The 21,333-nt window shown below is 70.1% G+C and carries 16 protein-coding genes; 8 read left to right on the top strand and 8 right to left on the bottom strand.

Features of this window, described 5'->3' with window-relative positions; all coding sequences use genetic code 11:
- Positions 1-10 precede the first annotated feature (10 nt).
- Positions 11-1,492, top strand: a complete 1,482-nt coding sequence (locus ACWTPI_RS19745; protein WP_454732406.1) for a dihydrolipoyl dehydrogenase family protein — start codon at positions 11-13, stop codon at positions 1,490-1,492.
- A 22-nt stretch (positions 1,493-1,514) separates the two neighbouring features.
- Here ACWTPI_RS19745 and ACWTPI_RS19740 read toward each other — a convergent pair whose 3' ends face one another.
- The 4 genes from ACWTPI_RS19740 to ACWTPI_RS19725 all read right to left on the bottom strand — a co-directional run bounded on the left by ACWTPI_RS19740 (position 1,515) and on the right by ACWTPI_RS19725 (position 8,580).
- Entirely contained in the window at positions 1,515-2,426 is a 912-nt protein-coding gene (locus ACWTPI_RS19740; protein ID WP_082079437.1) for a ChaN family lipoprotein, read from the bottom strand.
- A gap of 184 nt (positions 2,427-2,610) precedes the next feature.
- Positions 2,611-5,820, bottom strand: a complete 3,210-nt coding sequence (locus ACWTPI_RS19735; RefSeq protein WP_029044295.1) for an efflux RND transporter permease subunit — start codon at positions 5,818-5,820, stop codon at positions 2,611-2,613.
- Between the two features lie 19 nt (positions 5,821-5,839).
- A complete protein-coding gene (locus ACWTPI_RS19730) occupies positions 5,840-7,072 on the bottom strand; it encodes an efflux RND transporter periplasmic adaptor subunit (protein ID WP_454732405.1) in 1,233 nt (410 codons plus the stop codon).
- Between the two features lie 344 nt (positions 7,073-7,416).
- Entirely contained in the window at positions 7,417-8,580 is a 1,164-nt protein-coding gene (locus tag ACWTPI_RS19725; RefSeq protein WP_020206278.1) for an MFS transporter, read from the bottom strand.
- 296 nt (positions 8,581-8,876) lie between these two features.
- Here ACWTPI_RS19725 and ACWTPI_RS19720 point away from each other — a divergent pair, with 296 nt between their 5' ends.
- Together ACWTPI_RS19720 and ACWTPI_RS19715 are read left to right on the top strand one after the other, a co-directional pair.
- On the top strand, positions 8,877-9,179 hold the full coding sequence (locus tag ACWTPI_RS19720) for a helix-turn-helix domain-containing protein (protein ID WP_020206277.1): 303 nt from the start codon (positions 8,877-8,879) through the stop codon (positions 9,177-9,179).
- Between the two features lie 3 nt (positions 9,180-9,182).
- Positions 9,183-10,415, top strand: coding sequence for a type II toxin-antitoxin system HipA family toxin (locus ACWTPI_RS19715; protein ID WP_454732404.1), 1,233 nt, complete (start codon positions 9,183-9,185; stop codon positions 10,413-10,415).
- A 91-nt stretch (positions 10,416-10,506) separates the two neighbouring features.
- On the opposite strand, the gene ACWTPI_RS19710 is transcribed toward ACWTPI_RS19715, so the two are convergent.
- Complete coding sequence (locus tag ACWTPI_RS19710; RefSeq protein WP_020206275.1) at positions 10,507-11,520, bottom strand: D-2-hydroxyacid dehydrogenase family protein; 1,014 nt, start codon at positions 11,518-11,520, stop codon at positions 10,507-10,509.
- Positions 11,521-12,168: 648 nt separating this feature from the next.
- On the opposite strand from ACWTPI_RS19710, the gene ACWTPI_RS19705 reads away from it, so the two are divergent.
- Positions 12,169-14,025, top strand: a complete 1,857-nt coding sequence (locus tag ACWTPI_RS19705) for a phosphoenolpyruvate carboxykinase (GTP) (RefSeq protein WP_454732403.1) — start codon at positions 12,169-12,171, stop codon at positions 14,023-14,025.
- A 48-nt stretch (positions 14,026-14,073) separates the two neighbouring features.
- On the opposite strand, the gene ACWTPI_RS19700 is transcribed toward ACWTPI_RS19705, so the two are convergent.
- Both ACWTPI_RS19700 and ACWTPI_RS19695 read right to left on the bottom strand, forming a co-directional pair.
- Complete coding sequence (locus ACWTPI_RS19700; protein WP_020206273.1) at positions 14,074-14,736, bottom strand: response regulator; 663 nt, start codon at positions 14,734-14,736, stop codon at positions 14,074-14,076.
- A complete protein-coding gene (locus ACWTPI_RS19695) occupies positions 14,733-16,133 on the bottom strand; it encodes a cache domain-containing protein (RefSeq protein ID WP_020206272.1) in 1,401 nt (466 codons plus the stop codon). Before ACWTPI_RS19695 ends, ACWTPI_RS19700 begins: the two co-directional genes overlap by 4 nt.
- Before the next feature lie 455 nt (positions 16,134-16,588).
- Between ACWTPI_RS19695 and ACWTPI_RS19690 the strand changes: the two genes are divergently transcribed.
- The 3 genes from ACWTPI_RS19690 to ACWTPI_RS19680 all read left to right on the top strand — a co-directional run bounded on the left by ACWTPI_RS19690 (position 16,589) and on the right by ACWTPI_RS19680 (position 19,552).
- On the top strand, positions 16,589-18,661 hold the full coding sequence (locus tag ACWTPI_RS19690; protein ID WP_020206271.1) for a carbon starvation CstA family protein: 2,073 nt from the start codon (positions 16,589-16,591) through the stop codon (positions 18,659-18,661).
- A gap of 40 nt (positions 18,662-18,701) precedes the next feature.
- Positions 18,702-18,896: a YbdD/YjiX family protein gene (locus tag ACWTPI_RS19685; RefSeq protein ID WP_020206270.1), complete on the top strand. Its 195-nt coding sequence runs from the start codon at positions 18,702-18,704 to the stop codon at positions 18,894-18,896.
- 218 nt (positions 18,897-19,114) lie between these two features.
- The gene (locus ACWTPI_RS19680) at positions 19,115-19,552 is read left to right on the top strand and encodes a hypothetical protein (RefSeq protein ID WP_059410947.1); all 438 of its coding nucleotides are present in this window, start codon (positions 19,115-19,117) and stop codon (positions 19,550-19,552) included.
- A 334-nt stretch (positions 19,553-19,886) separates the two neighbouring features.
- On the opposite strand, the gene ACWTPI_RS19675 is transcribed toward ACWTPI_RS19680, so the two are convergent.
- Positions 19,887-20,183: a hypothetical protein gene (locus ACWTPI_RS19675; RefSeq protein WP_454732402.1), complete on the bottom strand. Its 297-nt coding sequence runs from the start codon at positions 20,181-20,183 to the stop codon at positions 19,887-19,889.
- A 192-nt stretch (positions 20,184-20,375) separates the two neighbouring features.
- Between ACWTPI_RS19675 and ACWTPI_RS19670 the strand changes: the two genes are divergently transcribed.
- The gene (locus ACWTPI_RS19670; protein WP_454732401.1) at positions 20,376-21,281 is read left to right on the top strand and encodes a LysR family transcriptional regulator; all 906 of its coding nucleotides are present in this window, start codon (positions 20,376-20,378) and stop codon (positions 21,279-21,281) included.
- Positions 21,282-21,333 lie beyond the last annotated feature (52 nt).

Here is a 21,333-nt window from a genome sequence, read left to right as displayed (position 1 = left end):
GGAGGCATTGATGACGAAACGCCAGGCAAGACCGGCAAGCGAGCGCCAGAGCGCGCGCAGGGCGACATCCGAGCAGCCCGTCGAGCGCGTGCCGCGCCGCGGCAGGCGCCGCGGCGGCGCGCAGCGCGAGGCGGATTTCGTGGTGATCGGCGCGGGCTCCGGCGGCGTGGCCGCGGCGCGCCGCGCGGCGGCGCACGGCGCGCGCGTGGTGCTGATCGAGCGCGACGCGATCGGCGGCACCTGCGTCAACCGCGGCTGCGTGCCCAAGAAGATGCTGTCCTACGGCGGCACCCTCGCCGCCATTCTCTCGGGCTGCCTGTCGCACACCGGCGGGCGCGAGGACTGGGGCGACGCCATCGTGCGCGTCAACGCCGAGATGGCGCGCCTGCACGTGGCCTACACCCACCGCCTGCAGGAAGCCGGCGTGACGCTGCTGCACGGCGAGGCCACCGTCACCGCGCCCGACCTGGTGCAGGTCGGCGCCGAGACCATCCACGCGCGCCGCATCCTGATCGCCACCGGCGCGCGCCCGCAGACGCTGCCGGTGCCCGGCGGCGAGCTGGCCAGTACCTCCGACGACGTCTTCACCTGGCAGAGCCTGCCGGCCTCGATCGTGGTGATCGGCGGCGGCTACATCGCGGTGGAGCAGGCCTCGATCCTCTCGCGCTACGGCGTCAAGGTCGAGATGCTGGTGCGCGAGAGCCGCCTGCTCGAGCGCTTCGACCACGAGATCGCCGCGGCGCTGGCCGAGGCGCTCGCCGCCAGGGGCGTGCGCCTGCATTTCAATGCCGAGGTCACGCTGCTCAACCAGGCCAACGGCGCCATCGACGTGTGCTACCGGCAGGGCGCGCCCGATGGCGATGGCATCGATGGCGGCGGCGGCGGCCGCGTCCACACCGTGCGCGCGCAGGCCGCGCTGGCCGCCATCGGGCGCGAGCCGCAGTGGGAAAACCTGGGCCTGGCGGCGCTCGGCGTGGAGAAGTCCGCGCAGGGCGGCATCCGCGTGGACCGCTCGTTCCGCAGCCGGGTGCGCTCCATCCACGCCGTCGGCGACGCCATCGACGGCCTGCACCTCACGCCGGTGGCCAGCGCCCAGGGCCGCTGGCTGGCCGACCGCCTGTTCGGCCGGCGCGGCGAGCGCGCCGACTTCGACGTGGTGCCGACCGCGGTCTTCTGCGAGCCCGCCATCGGCAGCGTCGGCCTGACCGAGCACGAGGCCATCGCGGCCGCCGGCAAGGCCGAGCGCGTGGAGAGCGTGGTGCGCCGCTTCGTCTCGCTGGAGAACCGCTTCGCCGGCAGCGGGCAGGCGTCGATGGTGAAGCTGGTGGTCAACGCGCGCAGCGGCCGCGTGCTGGGCGCGCACATGATGGACAACGCCGCGCCGGAGATCATCCAGACGCTGGCGGTGGCGCTGCGCCTCGGCGTGAAGCTGTCACACCTGCGCACCACGGTGCAACTGCACCCGACCGTGGCGGAAGAGTTGTTCGCTTAGGCGGGCCCGCGCCGCGCGCGCCTCAGCCCATGCCGGCCGGCGCGGTGCCCGCGCCGGGCCGGGCGTCCTGGCACGGGTCCGGCCGCTTGCGCGCCGGCACCAGCACCACGCGGTCGTACTCGCCCACCTCGCCGGCGCCGGCCTGCTCCAGGTAGCCCACGCTGTAGATCTTGCCCGGCTCGGCCGCGAGCCAGCGCGGCGCGCCCACGTCGCGGCGCACGTGGCCGTTGCCGGCGATCAGCACGGCGCCGCGGTCCGCATAGGCGCGCATGGCGGCGGCCATCACGGCGTCGCGCGCGGCCTGCGCGTCGAGCATGCCGGGCAGCATGGCCTTGGGGAAATTGCCGCAGTGGCCGCGGTCGAGCACGGCGGTCTGCTCGCTGACCACGTCGGCGGGCAGCGGCGCGGCCAGGCCCAGGCGCTGGCGCTCGGCCGGCTCGAACACGCCGTCGAGCCCGCCGCGCACGATCCTGCCGGCATCGGCGCGCGACAGGTTGGCCGCCACCAGCGGCAGGTCGTATTGCAGCGCGAGCGCCACCACCGGCGTGTACAGCTCCCATTGCCAGCCCTTGCCGCCGGCCTGCGCGACCACGTAGGCGGCGTCGCCGGGGCGCTCGCGGCGGGCGCGGTCGATGTCGGGCTGGCGCTCGCGGTCGAACTGCTCCATCGCGATGGCGGGCCGCCAGCCGGCGGCGAGCGCGCTCGACAGCGCCAGCAGGCGGCGCTTCTGGCCGTCGGCGTTGTCGTGCACTTCACCGAGCAGCACGTAGGTCTTGCCGGTGAACTGGTGCGCGACGTCGCCCGCCACGGTGGCCGGCGGCGTGCCCGCGCAGCCCGCCAGCGCGGCGAGGAAGGCAGCGAGGAGGGCGGCGGCGAGCGCCAGTCCGGCGCGGCGGCCGGCAGGCCGGCAAGCAAGGCGATGACGTGTCTGCATGGCGGGGAAGTCCGGATTTTTCATGTGGTGGCTGGCGCGCATGGCGACCATTATTGCCCAGTTGCGGGCGGCGCGCTGCGCACCTCGCCCCGCGCGCGCCGGCCGGCGCAAACGAAAAGGGCGGCGCCGGCTGACCCGGCACCGCCCCTGTCTTCTCCCGGCTCGCGCCGTGGCGTCGGCCCGCTCAGTGGCTGGCGCCGGCCGCCTCCCCGCCGACCAGTTCCGGCAGGCGGTTGCCTTCCGAGTCGATCTGCAGCGGCCCGGTGCCCGAGAAGCGGTCCAGCGCGAGGTAGATCACCGGCGTGATGAACAGCGTGATGACCTGCGAGAACAGCAGCCCGCCCACCACCGCCAGGCCCAGCGGCTGGCGCAGCTCGGCGCCGGCGCCCAGGCCCAGCGCCAGCGGCAGCGCGCCGGCCACGGCGGCGAAGGTGGTCATCATGATCGGGCGGAAGCGCAGCAGGCAGGCCTGCCGGATCGCGCGCGCGGGCGCCATGCCCTGCTCGCGCTGCGCCGCCAGCGCGAAGTCGATCATCATGATGGCGTTCTTCTTGACGATGCCGATCAGCATCAGCACGCCGATGGTGGCGATCAGCGACAGCTCCACGTTGAAGATGAACAGCGTGAGCAGCGCGCCCACCGCCGCCGACGGCAGGCCGGCCAGGATGGTGAGCGGGTGGATGTAGCTTTCGTACAGCACGCCCAGCAGCGTGTAGATCACCGCGATGGCGGCCACCAGCAGCAACACCTGGGTGGCCTGCGAGGACTGGAACACCGCGGCGTCGCCGCCCCAGCTCGTGAAGATCGAGGTCGGCATGTCGATCTCCTGCCGGTAGGTGTCGATCTTGGACGAGGCCGCGCCCAGCGCCGCGCCCGGCGCGAGGTTGAACGACACCGTCACCGAGGGCAGCTGGCCCTGGTGGTTCACGGCGATCGGGCCGACCCGGCGCTCGGTGGTGGAGAAGGCCGAGACCGGCACCATCTGCCCGGTCTTGCTGCGCACGTAGAGCTTGGAGAACGCGGTCTCGTCAGCGCGGTCGATGTCGGCCGCGGTGAGGATCACGTAGTAGTTGTCGATCGGCGTGTAGATGGTCGAGACCTGGCGCTCGCCGAACGCGGAGTACAGCGCCTGGCGCACGTCCTGGATCTGCACGCCGAGCGCGTTGGCCTTGTCGCGGTCGATGGAGAGCTGCGCTTCCAGGCCGGATTGCTGCGAGTCGCTGGTGACGTCGCGGAACACGGGGTCGGCGCGCATCCTGGCCATCAGCTTGTCCGAGTATTCCTGCAACTGGCCGGCCTTCACGCTCTGCAGCGTGTACTGGTAGCGGCTCTTGCTCTGGCGCCCGCCCAGGCGCAGGTTCTGCACCGGCGAGAAATAGACCGCCAGCCCGGGAATGCCGGACACGTCGTGGCGCAGCGACTCGACCACTTTGGACATGCGCGGGCGCTGGCCGTGCGGCTGGAGCTCGACGAACATGCGGCCGGTGTTGATGGCCGGCGAGTTGCCGCCGCCGATCGTCACCACCACGCTGCGCACCGCGGGGTTCTTGCGCATGCGCTCGGCGGCGTCGCGCAGGCGCTCGGCCATCGCGTCGAACGAGATGTCCTGCGGGCCTTCGGCGTTGACCTGGATCTGGCCGATGTCTTCCTCGGGGAAGAAGCCCTTGGGAATGGTGGCGAACAGCACCGCGGTCAGCACGAAGGTCAGGCCGGCCACCGCCAGCACCGACTTGCGGTGCGCCAGGCACCAGTCCAGCCCGCGCGCGTAGCGGTGCAGCGTGAACTCGAACAGGTCCTCGAACCACTGCGTGGAGCGCAGGCCGATGGTCTGCTTCTGCGCCGCGGCGGGCGCGTGCGCCGCCTGCCCGGCGTGGTCGCCGTAGGTGTGCTGCGACTCGTCGATGGGCACGTTCTCGGCCGAGAGGAAGCGCGCGCACAGCATCGGGATCAGCGTGAGCGACACCAGCGCCGAGACCAGGATCGACAGCGACACCACCGCGGCGAACTCGTGGAACAGCAGGCCGATCACGCCCGGCATGAAGAAGATCGGGATGAACACCGCGATCAGCGAGATCGAGATCGACAGGATGGTGAAGCCCATCTCGCGCGAGCCGATCAGCGCGGCGCGCAGCGGCGGCACGCCTTCCTCGATGTGGCGCACGATGTTTTCCAGCATCACGATGGCGTCGTCCACCACCAGGCCCACGGCGAGCGTGATGGCCAGCAGCGAGACGTTGTCCAGGCTGTAGCCGAACACCTTCATCAGCGCCACCGTGCCGATCAGCGAGATCGGCAGCGACACGGTGGGGATCAGCGTGGCGGCGGCGCGGCGCAGGAACAGGAAGATCACCATCACCACCAGCGCCACGGTCAGCGCCAGCGTGAACTGCACGTCGTGGATCGACTCGCGGACCGACACCGAGCGGTCGTTGACCACGCTGACGCTGACCGAGGCCGGCATCTGCTGGATCAGGCGCGGCAGCGTGGCCTTGATGGCGTCCACCACGGCCACCGTGTTGGCGTCCGGCTGGCGCAGCACGGCCAGCACGATGGAGCGCTCGTTGTTGAGCCAGCTGCCGGTCTTGATGGTCTCGACGCTGTCCTCGACCTCGGCCACGTCGGACAGCCGCACCAGCGCGCCGCTGGGCTGGCTGGCCACGATGATGTTGCGGAAGGCGTCGGCGCTGGCGAGCTGGCGGTTGGCCTGGATGGTGAGCGTCTGGCGCGCGCCGTCGAGCGTGCCGACCGGGGTGTTGGCGTTGGCGCGGTTCAGCGCGGTGGCCAGCTCGTCGAGCGTGAGGCCGCGCGCGGAGAGCGCGTCCGGGTGGGCGCGCACGCGCACCGCGAAGCGCTTCTGGCCGTTGACCTGCACCTGCGCCACGCCGGGCAGCGTGGCCAGCGTGGGCGAGATCAGGTTGTCGCCGAAGGCATTGAGCTCGGCCAGGCTCAGCGCCGGCGAGTTGATCGCCAGCAGCAGCACCGGCGCGTCGGCCGGGTTGACCTTGCGGTACGACGGCGGCACCGTCATCTCGATCGGCAGCGAGCGCTGCGCGCGGAACAGCGCGGCCTGCACGTCCACGGCGGCGGCGTCGATGTCGCGGTCGTTGTTGAACTCGATGGTGATGCTGGAGTTGCCGAGCGTGTTCGACGAGCTGATCACCGACACGCCGGGAATGGTGGCGAACTGCTTTTCCAGCTGGATCGCCACCGAGGCCGCCATGGTCTCGGGACTGGCCCCGGGCAGCGTGGCGGTGACCTGGATCACCGGCGAGTTGAACGACGGCAGCGCGGCGATCGGGATGGTGGGGTAGAGCGCGATGCCGGTGACGATCACCGCAAGGCACAGCAGCACCGTCATCACCGGACGGCGGATACAGAGCTCGGACAGGTTCATGGCTTGGGGGCTCTGGACTTCAAGGCTTGGCATCGGCGGCCGGGGCGCTGGCGGCGCCCCGGGCGGCCGGCGGGGCTTCGCGCACCAGGCTGCCCGCGCGCAGGTTCTGCGCGCCTTCCACCACCACGCGCGCGCCCGGCTGCACGCCGTCGATGACGGCGGCGCTGGCGGTCGAGATCTGCACCTTGACCGGCACCGGCTTGACGCGGTTGTCGGCCTGCACGACGTAGACGAAGCGGCCTTCCGGGCCGGTCACGACCGCCTGCGGCGGCACCGACAGCGCGCCCTTGAGGGTCTGCACCACGGCGTCCACGTTGGCGTAGGTGCCCGGCCACAGGCGCTGCTCCTCGTTGTCGAACTGCGCCTTGATGCGGATGCTGCCGTACTGCGGGTCGACCGAGTTGTCCACGAAGCTGATCTTGCCCGTCACCGGGGTCTTGCTGCCGTCGTTGGGCATGGCGGTGACGGCGACCGGGCCGGCGTGCAGCGCCTCGCGCAGCGCCGCGAGCTGGCGCTCGGGCAGCGTGAAGGTGACGGCGATGGGCTGGATCTGCGCGATCGTGACCAGCGGCAGCGCGCTGGTGGGCGTCACCAGCGAGCCGGGGAACATGTTGATCACGCCGGTGCGCCCGGCGATGGTGGCGCGGATGGCGCCGTAGCTGACCGCCACGCGGCTGGCCTCGATGGCGGCCTGGTCGGCGCGGATGGTGGCCTCGAAGCCGTCGACCTTGGCCTGCGCCGTGTCCACCGCGCTCTTGGAGATGAAGTTGCGCTCGAGCAACTCCTGGCTGCGCGCCAGCGTGCGGCGCGCGTCGGCGAGGTCGGCCTGGTCGCGCAGCAGCTGGGCCTGCGACTTGGCGAGGTTGGCCTCGTCCATGCGCGTGTCCAGCGTGAACAGCAGATCGCCCGGCTTGACCGACTGGCCTTCCTTGATGTGCACGGCGCGCACCGTGCTCGAGACCTGCGGGCGCACCTCCACGGTGGACAGCGCGCTGACCGTCCCGTTGGCGCTCACCTGCAGCGGCACGTCGCCCTGCTGGACCACGGCCGTGCTGACCACCACCGCGGCCGGCGCCTTGGCGGCGGGTTTCGGCGCCATCCAGGTGCGCCAGCCATACCAGCCGCCGGCCACCAGCACGGCCAGGACCGCGAGCAGCAGCCACAGGGAGACCCGGCCCTTGCCGGTGCCCGTGGCCGGGCTCCACTTACCGTCGACAAAGCCCTTGGCCTGGTCGATGCCATTCGTTTTCATGTGAGGTCTCTCTTACAGTGCGCGCGTCACGCGCTGCTCCCCGACGACCCGGCTTCTTGGAACCGATGCCGCCTCGCGACAAAACCGCTACTAGTACAGGATCGGGACCGTCGGCGGCTAGCGACTTGGCATGCCGGATCATTACAACGTATTACAGCGCACCGCCGAGACCTGTTCGCTCCAGCCTATCCGTACTTGTATCGAAAGCCAAACATTAGCAGAAAAGCATGACATGGCGACACATTCCGGCGGCATGTTGTCGATGCCGGCCCATGCGCGGGCGGAAAAGCGGGCGGGACGGCAATCCGGGGGATACCACGGGGTATGTCCGGCTCAGGCCCGGCTCAGGCCTGCCGCGCGGCGCCCCAGCGGCAGCCCAGCGCCCGCGCGCGCTGCGACACGGCCAGCGCCAGCAGCATCAGCGCGGCGGCGCCCCAGTGCAGGGCGTCGGCGCCGGCGGTGGCGTAGATCGCCGCGCCGCCCATGGCGCCGAGCGCCTGGCCGAGGTAGATCGAGGAAGAATTGAGCGAGATCGAGGCCGAGGCCCGTTCCGGCGCCAGCGCCACCAGCCGCGCCTGCTGCGCGCTGTTGGTGGCGAAGCCGCCCACGCCCCACAGCATGAAGATCAGCACCAGCGCCACCGGCCCGATCGCGGCCAGCGGCCACAGCAGCATGGCCGCCAGCGAGGTCAGCATGGCCAGCTGGACGATGCGCGCGGGCGTGGCGCGGTCCATGCGCGCGGCGGCCAGCACGTTGCCGGCCACGCCGCAGGCGCCGTAGGCGAGGAACATCAGGCTCAGCGCGGCGCCGCTGATGCCGTGCACGTCGCGCAGCAGCGGCGCGATATACGTAAACAGCGTGAACATGCCGGCCGACTGGATCATGGTGGTGGCCACCACCAGCACCATCGGCGTGTGCCGCAGCACCGCGCCCCACGCGGCGCGGCCGACCGGCGCCACGTACAGCCGCGGCGGCAGCACGCGCCACACCGCCAGCGCCGCGGCCAGCGCCATCACGCCCACCAGCGCCATGCTGAAGCGCCAGCCCGCCGTGCTGGCGATCCACGTGCCCAGCGGCACGCCGACCACGCTGGCCACGCTCCAGCCCAGGAACACGAAGCTGATGGCGCGCCCGCGCGTGTGCGCGTTGACCAGCAGCGGCAGCGTGGCGGCCGCCTGCGGCGTGTAGATGGCCGCGCCCACGGCGGTGGCGAAGCGGATCGCCATCAGGCTGGCGAAGCCCGGCGCCAGCGCCGCGGCCAGGTGCATGGCGGCGTACACCAGCAGCGCGCCGGCCAGCAGCACGCGGCGGTCGATGCGCGAGCCGAGCGTGGCGAACAGCGGCGCGCCCACGCAGGTGGCCAGCGCGAACACCGAGATCAGCTGCCCGGCCGTGGCCGCGCCCAGGCCGAAGTCGCCGGCGATGTGGTTGAGCATGCCGGTGACGATCATCGCGCCGGTGCCGATGACGAAATTGCCGAAGCACAGCGTCAGGAGCCTGGGATCCATTGCGGCCGGCGCCGCGAGGCGCCACGAGGGGACAGGGGAAGGGCGGACGGAAACGCGGCCCGCGCGTCACCCGGGCCGCGCGGTGCGGCGAGTGTAGCGGGTTTGCCCGGTTCGCGTTTCGGCATGGCGGCCGGGGCACAAGCCGGGAGAATAAAAGGAGGGAGGAAGAGGGAGAGAGAAAAAGCGCTGTTCGCGTTACGTACCGATGCGGCATCTTGCCGGGTGCCGGTTGATTTTCATATATCAGTCATTACAATGATAGTTATCAAATATTTTCTCGCATAACCGCCATATCAATGCTCTTTAAGCTGGCCACACCCCAGGAGGTCGCGGGCGAACTCGGGCAGCGCCTGCGGGCACGCCGCCTGTCCCTGAATCAGTCGCAGGCGGAGACGGCCGCGCGGGCCGGTGTCTCGCTTGGCGCCCTGCGCAATCTCGAGCGCACCGGGCTCGTCACCGTCGAGGTCCTGCTGCGCGTGGCCACCACGCTGGGAGTGGTCCAGCAGCTCGAGCCGGTGTTCGTCACGCGCCCGGCAAGCATCGAGCAGATGGAAGCCGCCAGCCACTCGCGCCGCCGCGCCGGCCGCAAGAAAGGATGAGGCATGAGGAAGCTGACCGTGATGTATGCCGGCTGGGGCGAACGCTTCCCGCTGGCGCGACTGGCCGACGACGGACGCGATCTGCTGTTTCAGTACACCCCGGAGGCACTGGCTCGCGGGCTCGAACTGTCGCCCTACAACCTGCCGCTCTCCCGCGACGCGTATCGCGATTTTCCGCAGCACCAGCAACGCCTGCCGGGTCTCGTGAGCGACGCGCTGCCGGACGGCTGGGGCCTGCTGGTGATGGACCGGCTCTTCCGCAGGAACGGCATCGATATTGCCACGGTCTCGCCGCTCGACCGGCTCGCGTTCATCGGAGAGGATGCAATGGGCGCGCTTGCATTCGAGCCGCCGTCGCCGCGCGAGCTTGAAAAACGCGACGTCGATCTGCTCGAGGTCGCCAACAGCGTGCGCGGCGTCCTGTCCGGCGACAGCGAGGGCATGCTGCGCGATCTCGCGCTGATGGGCGGCTCGCCGCAGGGCGCCCGCCCGAAGGTCCGCGTGAACCTCGACTGGACCAGCGGCGTCGCCTCGCGATCGGAGGACGGGCCCGGCACGCCGTGGCTCGTCAAGTTCCCCGGGCAGAACGAGGACCCGGAGGTCTGCGCGATCGAACACGTCTATGCGGACATGGCCCGGCGGGCCGGCATCCCGATGCCGGCGACGCACTTCTTCGCCCTTGCCAAGGACCTGACCGCGTTCGGCATCGAACGCTTCGACCGCGAAGACGGAATGCGCGTCCCGGTGCATACGGTTTCCGGTCTGGCACATGCCGACTTCCGGCACCCGGCGCTCGACTACCTGTCCGTGCTCAGGCTCACGCGCCTGCTGACGGCCGACGAGCGCGAAGTCCTCGGCATGTACCGGCGCTGCGTGTTCAACGTGGTCTTTCACAACCGGGACGACCACGCGAAAAACCTGTCATTCCTGATGCGCCGCGATGGCAGGTGGCGTGTCGCGCCGGGATACGACCTCACGTTCAACGAGGGGCCGGGCGGCTACCACCAGATGGATGTCTGCGGCGAAGCACTGCGCATCGGGCGATCGCACCTGACCGACCTGGCGTCGAAGGCCGGTCTCAGGAAGAACGAAGCCGTGGCCGTCCTCGACCAGGTGTGCGAGGCCGCGGAACACTTCCCGCACGCCGCGCGGGACATGCCGATCAGGTCCTCGACCTGGAACCACATCGGCGCGAAGGTCGCGCACTCGCGCAAGCTGGTCGGCACGCAGGCATGAGCCTGCAAGCCTCGGCCGAGAGCTTGCCGGTACGCAACGCGAATGAAGCCGGGAAGAAAAACGGGGCGGCCGCGCCGCCCCGCGGCACGCCTCAGCGCGACAGCGCGGGCGTGAGCGCCTTGGGATTGGCGATGCTGTCGTGCTGGCCGGCCAGCACGTCGAGGATGTTCTGGAAGGCGATGCGGAAATACAGCTCGTAGCTCTCGCGCTCCACGTAGCCCAGGTGCGGCGTGCAGATGCAGTTTTCCATGCGCAGCAGCGCGTGGCCCTGCAGGATCGGCTCGGACTCGAACACGTCGACCGCCGCCATGCCGGGACGGCCGCGGTTGAGCGCGGTCAGCAGGGCGTTTTCCTCGACCAGCTCGGCGCGGCTGGTGTTGACGAACAGCGCGGTCGGCTTCATGCGGGTCAGATCGGCCAGCTTGACCAGCCCGCGGGTCTCGTCGTTCAGGCGCAGGTGCAACGACAGCACGTCGCTGTCGGCGAACAGTTGCTCCTGCGACCCGGCGACGGCCAGGCCGTCCTCGCGCGCGCTTTTCTGCGAGTTCTCGCGGCCCCACACCAGCACGTTCATGCCGAACGCGCGGCCGTAGCCGGCCAGCAGCTTGCCGATCTTGCCGTAGCCCCAGATGCCCAGGGTCTGCCCGCGCAGCACCTGGCCCAGGCCGAAGTTGGGCGGCATGGTGGTGGACTTGAGCCCGGACTGCTGCCAGGCGCCGTGCTTGAGGCTGGCCACGTACTGGGGAATGCGGCGCTGGGCCGCCATGATCAGCGCCCAGGTGAGCTCGGCCGGCGCCACCGGCGAGCCGGCGCCTTCGAGCACCGCCACGCCGCGCTCGGTGCACGCCTCGATGTCGATGTGCCCGCCGGCGCGCCCGGTCTGGCTGATGATCTTGAGCTTGGGCAGCTTCTCCAGCAGCTGGCGGGTGATGCGCGAGCGCTCGCGGATCAGCACCACGGCCTCCACGTCCGACAGCCGCGCCGCGAGCTGGCCGACGCCCTTGACGGTGTTGTTGAACACCTTGACGTCATGCCCGTCGAGCAGGCTGAAGCAGGACAGCTTGCGAACCGCATCCTGGTAATCGTCGAGTACGGCAATCTTCATCGGCAACTCTATTTTGGCAATGGCTAAGGTGCGCGCGCCCACAGACCGGCGCGCGCATCCACGGTATGGTTTTAGCACCTGCGGCGCGCCGCCGCAGCCGCCCCGGCGTGCGGCGCAGCCACTTTGGCGAGCGGCAAATGTGCGCTGCCGGACAGTCCGGCGGCGCGCCGCGGCAAGGCGCCGGCATTGCTGCGGAGCAAAAAACAGCAGCGCGGTGCAATGGTATCCTTGCCGGCTCCGATGCAGTGTGCGGATTGCCGGTCGAGCCCTGCTCCCGCCTTCCGGATCGCGCCGGACAAAGCCTGCCGCGGGCAAAGCGCAACTGTAGCGCAGCCGCGGGGCCTGCCGCGACCTTTCGCGGCCTTTTCCGCGGCCCGGACGGCCGTGGAGTTGTAACGGGATGTGACGGGTGCCGGCGCGCCGCCGATGCCGGCAATGCCGCCGCGGCGCGGAACCCGCGCCCGGACGCGGCGGTCTGCCCTGCATGGGCTGCCGCCGGCCATGTGGCATGGAAGGCGCGAGGGACGCGGAAGACACAAAGGGCGCCGCGAGGAGCGCGAGGAGCGCGGAAAGCGCGAGAGACGCGGAAGGCGCGCAGGCGGGGCCCGGGCTTTGCAAAGAATTCTTTTTTGCCTTGGAGCAAGCTGTATGAACCACCCCACCATGCAGGGCACGCCCGCACTCAACGTCCCGGCCTGGATCCGGCACCAGAAGCTGATCGCCTGGGTCGCCGAGATCGCCGCGCTGACCAAACCCGACCACATCCACTGGTGCGACGGCTCGCAGGAGGAATACGACCGCCTGTGCGAGCAGATGGTCGCCGCCGGCACCATGAAGCGCCTGAACCCGGCCAGGCGCAAGAATTCCTTCCTGGCGCTGTCCGACCCGTCGGACGTGGCGCGCGTGGAGGACCGCACCTTCATCTGCTCGCAGAAGCAGGAAGACGCCGGCGCCACCAACAACTGGACCGCCCCGGCCGAGATGCGCCAGACGCTGGGCGGCCTGTTCGACGGCTGCATGCGCGGGCGCACGCTGTACGTGGTGCCGTTCTCGATGGGCCCGCTGGGCTCGCCGATCGCCCACATCGGCGTGGAGCTGTCTGATTCGCCCTACGTGGTCGCCAACATGCGCATCATGACCCGCATGGGCCGCGCCGTGTACGACGTGCTCGGCGCCGACGGCGCGTTCGTGCCGTGCGTGCACAGCGTGGGCAAGCCGCTGGCCGCCGGCGAGAAGGACGTGCCGTGGCCCTGCAACGCCACCAAGTACATCGTCCATTTCCCGGAAACGCGCGAGATCTGGTCCTATGGCTCGGGCTACGGCGGCAACGCGCTGCTGGGCAAGAAGTGCTTCGCGCTGCGGATCGCCTCGACGATGGGCCGCGACGAAGGCTGGCTGGCCGAGCACATGCTGATCCTCGGCGTGACCTCGCCCGAGGGCAAGAAGTACCACGTCGCGGCGGCGTTCCCGTCGGCCTGCGGCAAGACCAACTTCGCCATGCTGATCCCGCCCAAGGGCTTCGAGGGCTGGAAGGTCACCACCATCGGCGACGACATCGCCTGGATCAAGCCGGGCCAGGACGGCCGCCTGTACGCCATCAACCCGGAAGCCGGCTACTTCGGCGTGGCCCCGGGCACGAGCGAGAAGACCAACTACAACGCGATGGCGACGCTCAAGGAAAACGTCATCTTCACCAACGTGGCGCTGACCGACGACGGCGACGTGTGGTGGGAAGGCATGAGCAAGGAAGCGCCGGCCCATCTGATCGACTGGCAGGGCAAGGACTGGACCCCGGAGATCGCCAGGGCCACCGGCGCCAAGGCGGCGCACCCGAACGCGCGCTTCACCGCGCCGGCCGTGCAGTGCCCGTCGATCGACGAGAACTGGGACAACCCCGCCGGCGTGGCCATCGACGCCTTCATCTTCGGCGGCCGCCGCTCGACCACGGTGCCGCTCGTGACCGAGGCGCGCAACTGGACCGAGGGCGTCTACATGGCCGCCACGATGGGCTCGGAAACCACCGCCGCGGCCGCCGGCCAGCAGGGCGTGGTGCGCCGCGACCCGTTCGCCATGCTGCCGTTCTGCGGCTACAACATGAGCGACTACTTCGGCCACTGGCTGGCGCTGGGCAAGAAGCTCGAGGCCGCCGGCGCCCGCCTGCCGAAGATCTACTGCGTGAACTGGTTCCGCAAGGACGCCGACGGCAACTTCGTGTGGCCGGGCTTCGGCGAGAACATGCGCGTGCTGTCGTGGATGATCGACCGCGTGGAAGGGCGCGGCCAGGGCGCCGAGCACGTGTTCGGCACCTCGCCGCGCTACGGCGACCTGAACTGGAACGGCCTCGCCTTCAGCGAGGCGCAGTTCGAGCAGGTCACGTCGATCGACCATGCCGCGTGGCAGCAGGAGCTGGCGCTGCACGACGCGCTGTTCACGCAACTGCGGCACCACCTGCCGCAGGCGCTGATCGAGGCCAAGGAGGCGCTGGCCAGGCGCCTCGCGGCCTGAGCGACGCAAACGGCAACATGAGCCGGCGGCCGGCACCGCGCCGGTCGTCTACGCCGGGTTGCCGCCGCCGGCGTCGAGCTGCTCCACCGCGTACTTGACCAGTTCGGCGCGGCCTTCGATGCCGAGCTTGCGGCGCAGGTTCAGGCGGTGCGTCTCGATGGTGCGCACCGACACGCCGAGCGCGGCGGCGATGTCCTTGTTGGCCTGCCCGCGGCCGATGCAGTTGAGGATGTCGCGCTCGCGCGGCGTGAGCGCGTCGAGCGGCCCGGCGGACGGCGACTCCTCGGCCATGCGGCGGGCGATGCGGGCGCTGTAGAAGACGCGCCCGGCCAGCACCGCGCCGATGGCCGCCATCAGCTCGTCGGCCGGCGCGTCCTTGAGCACGTAGCCGCGCGCGCCGGCGCGGATGGCCTGGCGCACGTATTCGAGGTTGTCGTGCATCGACACCATCAGCACGGCGATTTCCGGGTAGTCGTCGTGCAGCGCGGCGGCCAGCGCGATGCCGCCCATGCCGCGCATGCCGATGTCGGTGATGACCAGCTCGGGCATCTGCTCGGGTCCGGCCTGCGCCAGCCAGGCCAGCGCGGCCTCGCCGTCGTCGGCCTCGCCGACCACGGTCAGCTCGGGCTGCAGGCCGAGCCGCATGCGCATGCCGTCGCGCACCAGCGCGTGATCGTCGATCAGCAGGATGCGGGCGGGGGCTTGGCTCATGATGCGGTCTTTCCTGGTACGTCCCGGGGTGGCGGGGCCGAGCGTACCACCGGCACGGCGGCGCGCAAACGGGTGGCGCCCGCGCGGGACTCGATCTCGAACTCCCCGCCCAGCGCGGCCACGCGCTCGCCGAGGTTGCGCAGGCCGATGCCGCGCTTGGGGTCGTGCTGCATGCGCGCCACGTCGAAGCCGGCGCCGTCGTCCTGCACCGTGAGGCGGGTGGCGTCGGCGTCGAAGTCCAGCGCCAGCGCCACGTGACGCGCGTGCGCATGGCGCTCCACATTGGTCAGCGCCTCCTGGGCGATGCGGAACAGCGCGGTGGCCTGCTCGTCGGGCAGCTCGCGCGGCTTGCCGGTGCGCGTGACGGCGATGCGCAGGCCGCTGCCGTCCTGCATCTCGCGCGCGAGGTGCTCCAGTGCGGCATAGAGGCCGAGGTCGTCGAGCAGGGCCGGGCGCAGGTTGCGCGCCACGCGCCGCACTTCGTTGAACACGGTGTCCAGGCGCCCGAGCGCCGTGCCGAGCACGGGCGCCACGGTGGCGCCGTCGCCGGGCGCCAGGCGCAGGCGGTTGGCGGCGGTCTCCAGCAGCAGCTTGACCGACACCAGCAGCTGGCTGATGCCGTCGTGCAGCTCGCGCGACAGCCGCGCGCGCTCGTCTTCCTGCGACTGCACCACGCGCTGCGCGAGCTGGCGCAGCTTGGCATCGGCCTCGCGGTGCTCGCTCACGTTGAGGGCCAGCCCGCTGGCGGCCACCAGCAGGATGCTGATGCCGGCGATCACGCCGATCCACGCCATCGTCTCGCGGATGTCGGTCTCGGCGCGCGCGTCGAGCTGGCGCAGCGTGCGCTCGACGTCATCCAGGTAGATGCCGGTGCCGAGCATCCAGTTCCACTGCGGCACCCCGACCACGTAGCCGAGCTTGGGCGCCATCTGCTGCGAGGACGGCTTCTTCCACATGTAGCGCACCGAGCCGCCGCCGGCGCGCGCGGCGGCGATCAGCTGCTGGATGGTGGGCTCGCCCTTGGGGTCGCGCAGGCTCCACAGGTCCTGCCCGACCAGCTCGGGCTGGCGCGGGTGCATCAGGTTGCGGCCCTGCATGTCGTAGAGGAAGAAATAGCCGTCGGGGCCGTAGTCCAGGCGCGCCAGCGCCTGCATGGCGGCGTCGCGGGTGGCGGCGTCGTTGCGGCCCGAGCGCACCATCGGCGCGATCGCGCTCTGCGCCAGCTCGACGTAGTGGCGCAGCTCGGTTTCCTTGCTCTGCAGGTAGGCGGCCTCGACCAGCGCGCGCTCGTGGCGGGCCAGCTCGGTGGCCTGGTAGCGCACCGCCAGCGCGATGCCGAACATGGCGACGGCCAGCGGCGCGACGGCCAGCAGGAGGATCTTCTGACGGAGTTTCATCGGTGCCGGGGCAATGCTTGGGAGGTGCCTGGACGGCCTCGCGGCCATGTACCGGGGTAAACACGGATGCCGCGCAAGCGGCATCCGGCCGTGGATCTGCGTAGTACCACGCAGCCCCGCTGCGTAGTTCCGCGCTTGTGCCGCCAGTAACGGGTGTCAATACTACACGCCGGACGCGCGACGGCTGCCCCCAAGCCCCCACGCATGCGTCCTGCGCAGCGGGTGCGGCGGGCGATCGGAGGATCTGCCGGCGGCATCGCCCGCCTGCGACGACCAGATCCGGAGCTTGCGAGACTTGCCGGGCGCCGACGAAAAACCTGGCAGGAGACAACCGCGCCATCCATCGTCAGCCCGCCGTCCCCGGCGTGCCGTCCACCCGGACGCCTCAGCCGCGCCATGCATGCCGGGCCTGCCGCCGCCGGCATTCCTACAAATGGTCTGAGGAGACCCTCATCATGAATCGCATCGGGCAACACCTGGTGTGGCTGGCCGTCGCCGTGCTCGGCGCCTTCGCCTTCGCCACCGTTGCACTGTCTCGCGGCGAAGCCGTCAGTGCCCTGTGGATCGTGGTCGCCGCGATCTGCATCTACCTGATCGCCTACCGCTACTACAGCAAGTTCATCGCCGACAAGGTCATGCAGCTCGACCCGCGGCGCATGACGCCGGCCTGGCGCCACAACGACGGCCTGGACTACGTGCCGACCAACAAGGCGGTGCTGTTCGGCCATCATTTCGCCGCCATCGCCGGCGCCGGCCCGCTGGTCGGCCCGGTGCTGGCCGCGCAGATGGGCTACATGCCCGGCATGCTGTGGATCCTGGCCGGCGTGGTGTTCGCCGGCGCGGTGCAGGACTTCATGGTGCTGTTCATCTCCACGCGCCGCGACGGCCGCTCGCTGGGCGACCTGATCAAGTCCGAGATGGGCACGGTGCCCGGCATGATCGCGCTGTTCGGCTGCTTCATGATCATGATCATCATCCTGGCGGTGCTGGCGCTGATCGTGGTGAAGGCGCTGGCGGGCTCGCCGTGGGGCACCTTCACCGTGGGCGTGACGATTCCCATCGCCGTCTTCATGGGCCTGTACACGCGCTACATCCGCCCGGGCCGCATCGGCGAGGTGTCGGTGATCGGCTTCGTGCTGCTGATGCTGGCCATCATCGGCGGCCAGTACGTGCATGAAAGCGCCGTGCTCGCGCCGCTGTTCACCTACGACGGCAAGGCGCTGACGTGGATGCTGATCGTCTACGGCTTCATCGCCGCGGTGCTGCCGGTGTGGCTGCTGCTGGCGCCGCGCGACTACCTCTCGACCTTCCTCAAGATCGGCACCATCATCGCGCTGGCCATCGGCATCCTGATCGTGGCGCCGGAGCTGAAGATGCCGGCGTTCACGCAGTTCGCGCAGGGCGGCGGGCCGGTGTGGTCGGGCAACCTGTTCCCGTTCCTGTTCATCACCATCGCCTGCGGCTCGGTGTCGGGCTTCCACGCGCTGATCTCCTCGGGCACCACGCCCAAGCTGCTGGAGAACGAGTCGCACATGCGCTTCATCGGCTACGGCGCGATGCTGGCCGAGTCCTTCGTCGCCATCATGGCGCTGGTGGCCGCCTCGGTGATCGAGCCGGGCGTGTACTTCGCCATGAACAGCCCGGCGGCCGTGATCGGCACCTCGCCGGAAGCGGTGGCGTCGGTGGTGTCGAGCTGGGGCTTCGTCATCACGCCGGACGTGCTGATCCAGACCGCCAAGGACGTCGGCGAGAACTCCATCATCTCGCGCGCCGGCGGCGCGCCCACGCTGGCCGTGGGCATCGCCCACATCCTGCACCAGGTGGTGGGCGGCCAGGCCATGATGGCCTTCTGGTATCACTTCGCCATCCTGTTCGAGGCGCTGTTCATCCTGACCGCGGTCGACGCCGGCACGCGCGCCGGGCGCTTCATGCTGCAGGACCTGCTGGGCAGCTTCGTGCCGGCCTTCCGCCGCACCGACTCGCTGCCGGCCAACCTGATCGCCACCGCGCTGTGCGTGGCGGCGTGGGGCTACTTCCTGTACCAGGGCGTGGTCGATCCGCTCGGCGGCATCAACACGCTGTGGCCGCTGTTCGGCATCTCCAACCAGATGCTGGCCGCGGTGGCGCTGGTGCTGGGCACCTGCGTGCTGGTCAAGATGAAGCGCGGCCAGTACGCCTGGGTCACGCTGGTGCCGACCGTGTGGCTGCTGATCTGCACGCTGACCGCCGGCTGGCAGAAGCTGTTCGACGCCGATCCCAAGGTCAGCTTCCTGACCCACGCCGGCAAGTTCAGCGACGCCATCGCCGCGGGCAAGGTGCTGGCGCCGGCCAAGTCGATGGAGCAGATGCACCGCATCGTGTTCAACGACTACCTCGACGCCGGGCTGTGCGCGCTGTTCATGTTCGTGGTGCTGTCGATCGTGTTCTACGGCTTCAAGACCGCGCTGGCCGCGCGCGCCGCGAGCCGCCCGACCGACCGCGAGACGCCGTTCGAGCCGCTGCCGGCTTCCGCCTCGGCGCAGCACTGAGTACGCCGGCACCGCCCGCGCACCGCAAAGGAGAATCGCCATGCTCGAACAACTCGGCACCGTGGGCCGCTACCTGGGCCAGTCGCTGCGCCTGATGGTGGGGCTGCCGGACTACCAGACCTATGTGGCGCACATGGAAAGCATCCACCCGGACCGCGCGCCCATGAGCTACGAGGAATTCTTCCGCGAGCGCCAGGAAGCGCGCTACGGCGGGGGGCAGGGCAAGTGCTGCTGAAGTGCTGCTGAAGCGCCGCATCGTGCCCGCCGGGGCGGGCGGTGCGGGCTAGCCGAAGTGATGCCTGAGGAGGGCCGCCGCGAGGCGGCCCTTCTGCCTTTCTGCAGCGGTTACAGGGCCTTACACGTGGTTACAGCAAGCGCGGGGCGACCTCTCTACACTTGCGGCAAAGCAGACCGGAACCGGTCAAGAAAACGATCAACTCAAGGAAGAAGAACATGTCTCGGCACACCGTTCGTCATTTCACCCTGGCCATCGCCCTGGCGGCATCCGCGCTGCCGGTATTCGCGGGCGATATGAACAATGCCCTCGGCGGCGCGCTCGGCGGCGTGGCCGGCGCGGCCGTGGGCGGCGCGGTCGGCGGCTCGACCGGCGCGGTGATCGGCGGCGCGGTCGGCGGCGGCGCCGGCGGCGCCGTCACCTCCAACCGCCGCGAGCGCACCGGCGCCATCATCGGCGGCGCGCTGGGCGGCGGCGCCGGCACCGCGGCCGGCAACGCGATGGGCGGGCGCACCGGCGGCCTGCTGGGCGCGGCCGTGGGCGGCGGCGCCGGCGCGGCGCTGGGCGGCAACGTGTCGCGCAGCAACTCCTACGACGACGAGCGCGGCCGCGGCGGCTACAAGCGCAAGCACAACAAGCGCCATCACCACGACTGAGCGGCGGCGCGGCGGCGACAGGACGAAAAACGGGCCCCATCGGGGCCCGTTTTTTCATGGTGCGGAAGCGTCCGATGCCGGGCGCGGAAAAAACCGCCGGCAGGCGGCCGCGCGAAGGCTATCATTCATCACTTGGAGGCGGCGCGGCGGCCAGTGCGGAGCCCGAAAGCAAACATGCCCGTACCGGCGCGGTACGGGCATGTTTGCGGGAGAGGCGAGAGAGGCGGGGCCGGCGCGCTGCTGCGCGCCAACCCCGCCGGCCTGTGGAGACCAGCCGGGAACGACAACCGCCGCGGATGCCGCCAGATGCAGCACCGCCGGCGGGCAACCAGCCTCAGATGCCGTCGGTGAAGCTGTCGAACTTGCCGGCCTTGGCACCGTCGGTGAACGGGTCGAACTTGCCGGCCTTGGCACCGTCGGTGAACGGGTCGAACTTGCCGAGCTTGGCGCCATCGGTGAACGGATCGACCTTGCCGACGCGGGCGCCGTCGGTAAAGCTGTCGAATTTACCGGCCTTGGCGCCGTCGGTGAACGTATCGAACTTGCCGCTCTTGGCAAAGGCGGGGGCGGCCGAGAGAGCGGCGGCAAGCGCGGCGGCGGCAGCGAGCAGGGCGTAGCGTTGGGTTTTCATGACGATTCCTTTCCACAGGCAGGACGCCAAAGCCTCTTTCAGCAGCTTCGCTGCAATGCGGCATCCGATGACTCGATATTAGGCATTTCCCTCATATGAATAAATATCGTTGCGGGCAATGATTAGTTCTAGTTTTCACAATAAATATCCCACTATCCGTAAGAGTTCGCGGGCAAGACTGGAGACTATCTCATGGACCGGCTGCAATCGATGCGCGTCTTTTCCAAAGTGGTCGAGCTGGGCAGTTTTGCTCGTGCAGCGCAGCAACTGGAAATGTCCAATGCGGTGGTGACGCGCTACGTGGCCGACCTGGAAAGCCACCTGGGCACGCGGCTGCTCAACCGCACCACGCGCAGCCTGTCGCTGACCGATGCCGGCGAGACCTATCTCCAGCGCTGCCAGCAGATCCTCGAGGACGTGGAAGAAGCCGAGTCGGTGGTGACGGCGCGCAGCCAGTCGCTGTCCGGCACGCTGCGGCTGGTGACGCCGGTGATGTTCGGCCTGCATCTGCTGCCCGCGGCGATGATGCGTTTCCAGACCATGTACCCGGAGGTGGTGTTCGACGTGCAGCTCTCGGACCGCATCGTCGACATCGTGGAAGAGGGCCGCGACGTGGGCGTGGTGCTGTCGGACCTGGGACTGGGCTCGCACCTGGTGGCGCGGCCGATGCTGTCGGCGGAGATCATCCTGTGCGCGTCGCCGGCCTACCTGCGCCAGCACCCGCCGCTGCGCCACGCGCACGAGCTGACCAACCACCGCTGCATCGCGATGCGGATTCCCACGGTGGAGCACGAGTGGACGCTGTCGGGCCCGGAGGGCGAGGTGACGGTGCCGATCCGGCCCGGCCTGCTGTGCAGCAACGCCGAGCTGGCGCACCAGGCGGCGCTGGCCGACATGGGCGTGGCGATGCTGTCGTCGTACCTGGCGCGGCCCAATATCGAATCGGGGCGGCTGACCCACATCCTGCCGCAGTACCAGTTGCCGCGGCGCGACATCAGCGTGGTCTACCCGAGCCGCAAGTTCCTGCCGACCAAGGTGCGCGCGTTCATCGATTTCCTCCTCGAGGAGGGCATCGAGCGCAGCAAGGAACAGGGCTAGGGCTGACGACAAGGACTGAAACAGGACTGACACCGGCGTGAAGGCGGACCCG

It is taken from the genome of Cupriavidus ulmosensis, from assembly GCF_977008105.1.
The sequence above is the reverse complement of the archived record's forward strand: the minus strand, read 5'-3'. Positions and strand labels throughout refer to the sequence as shown.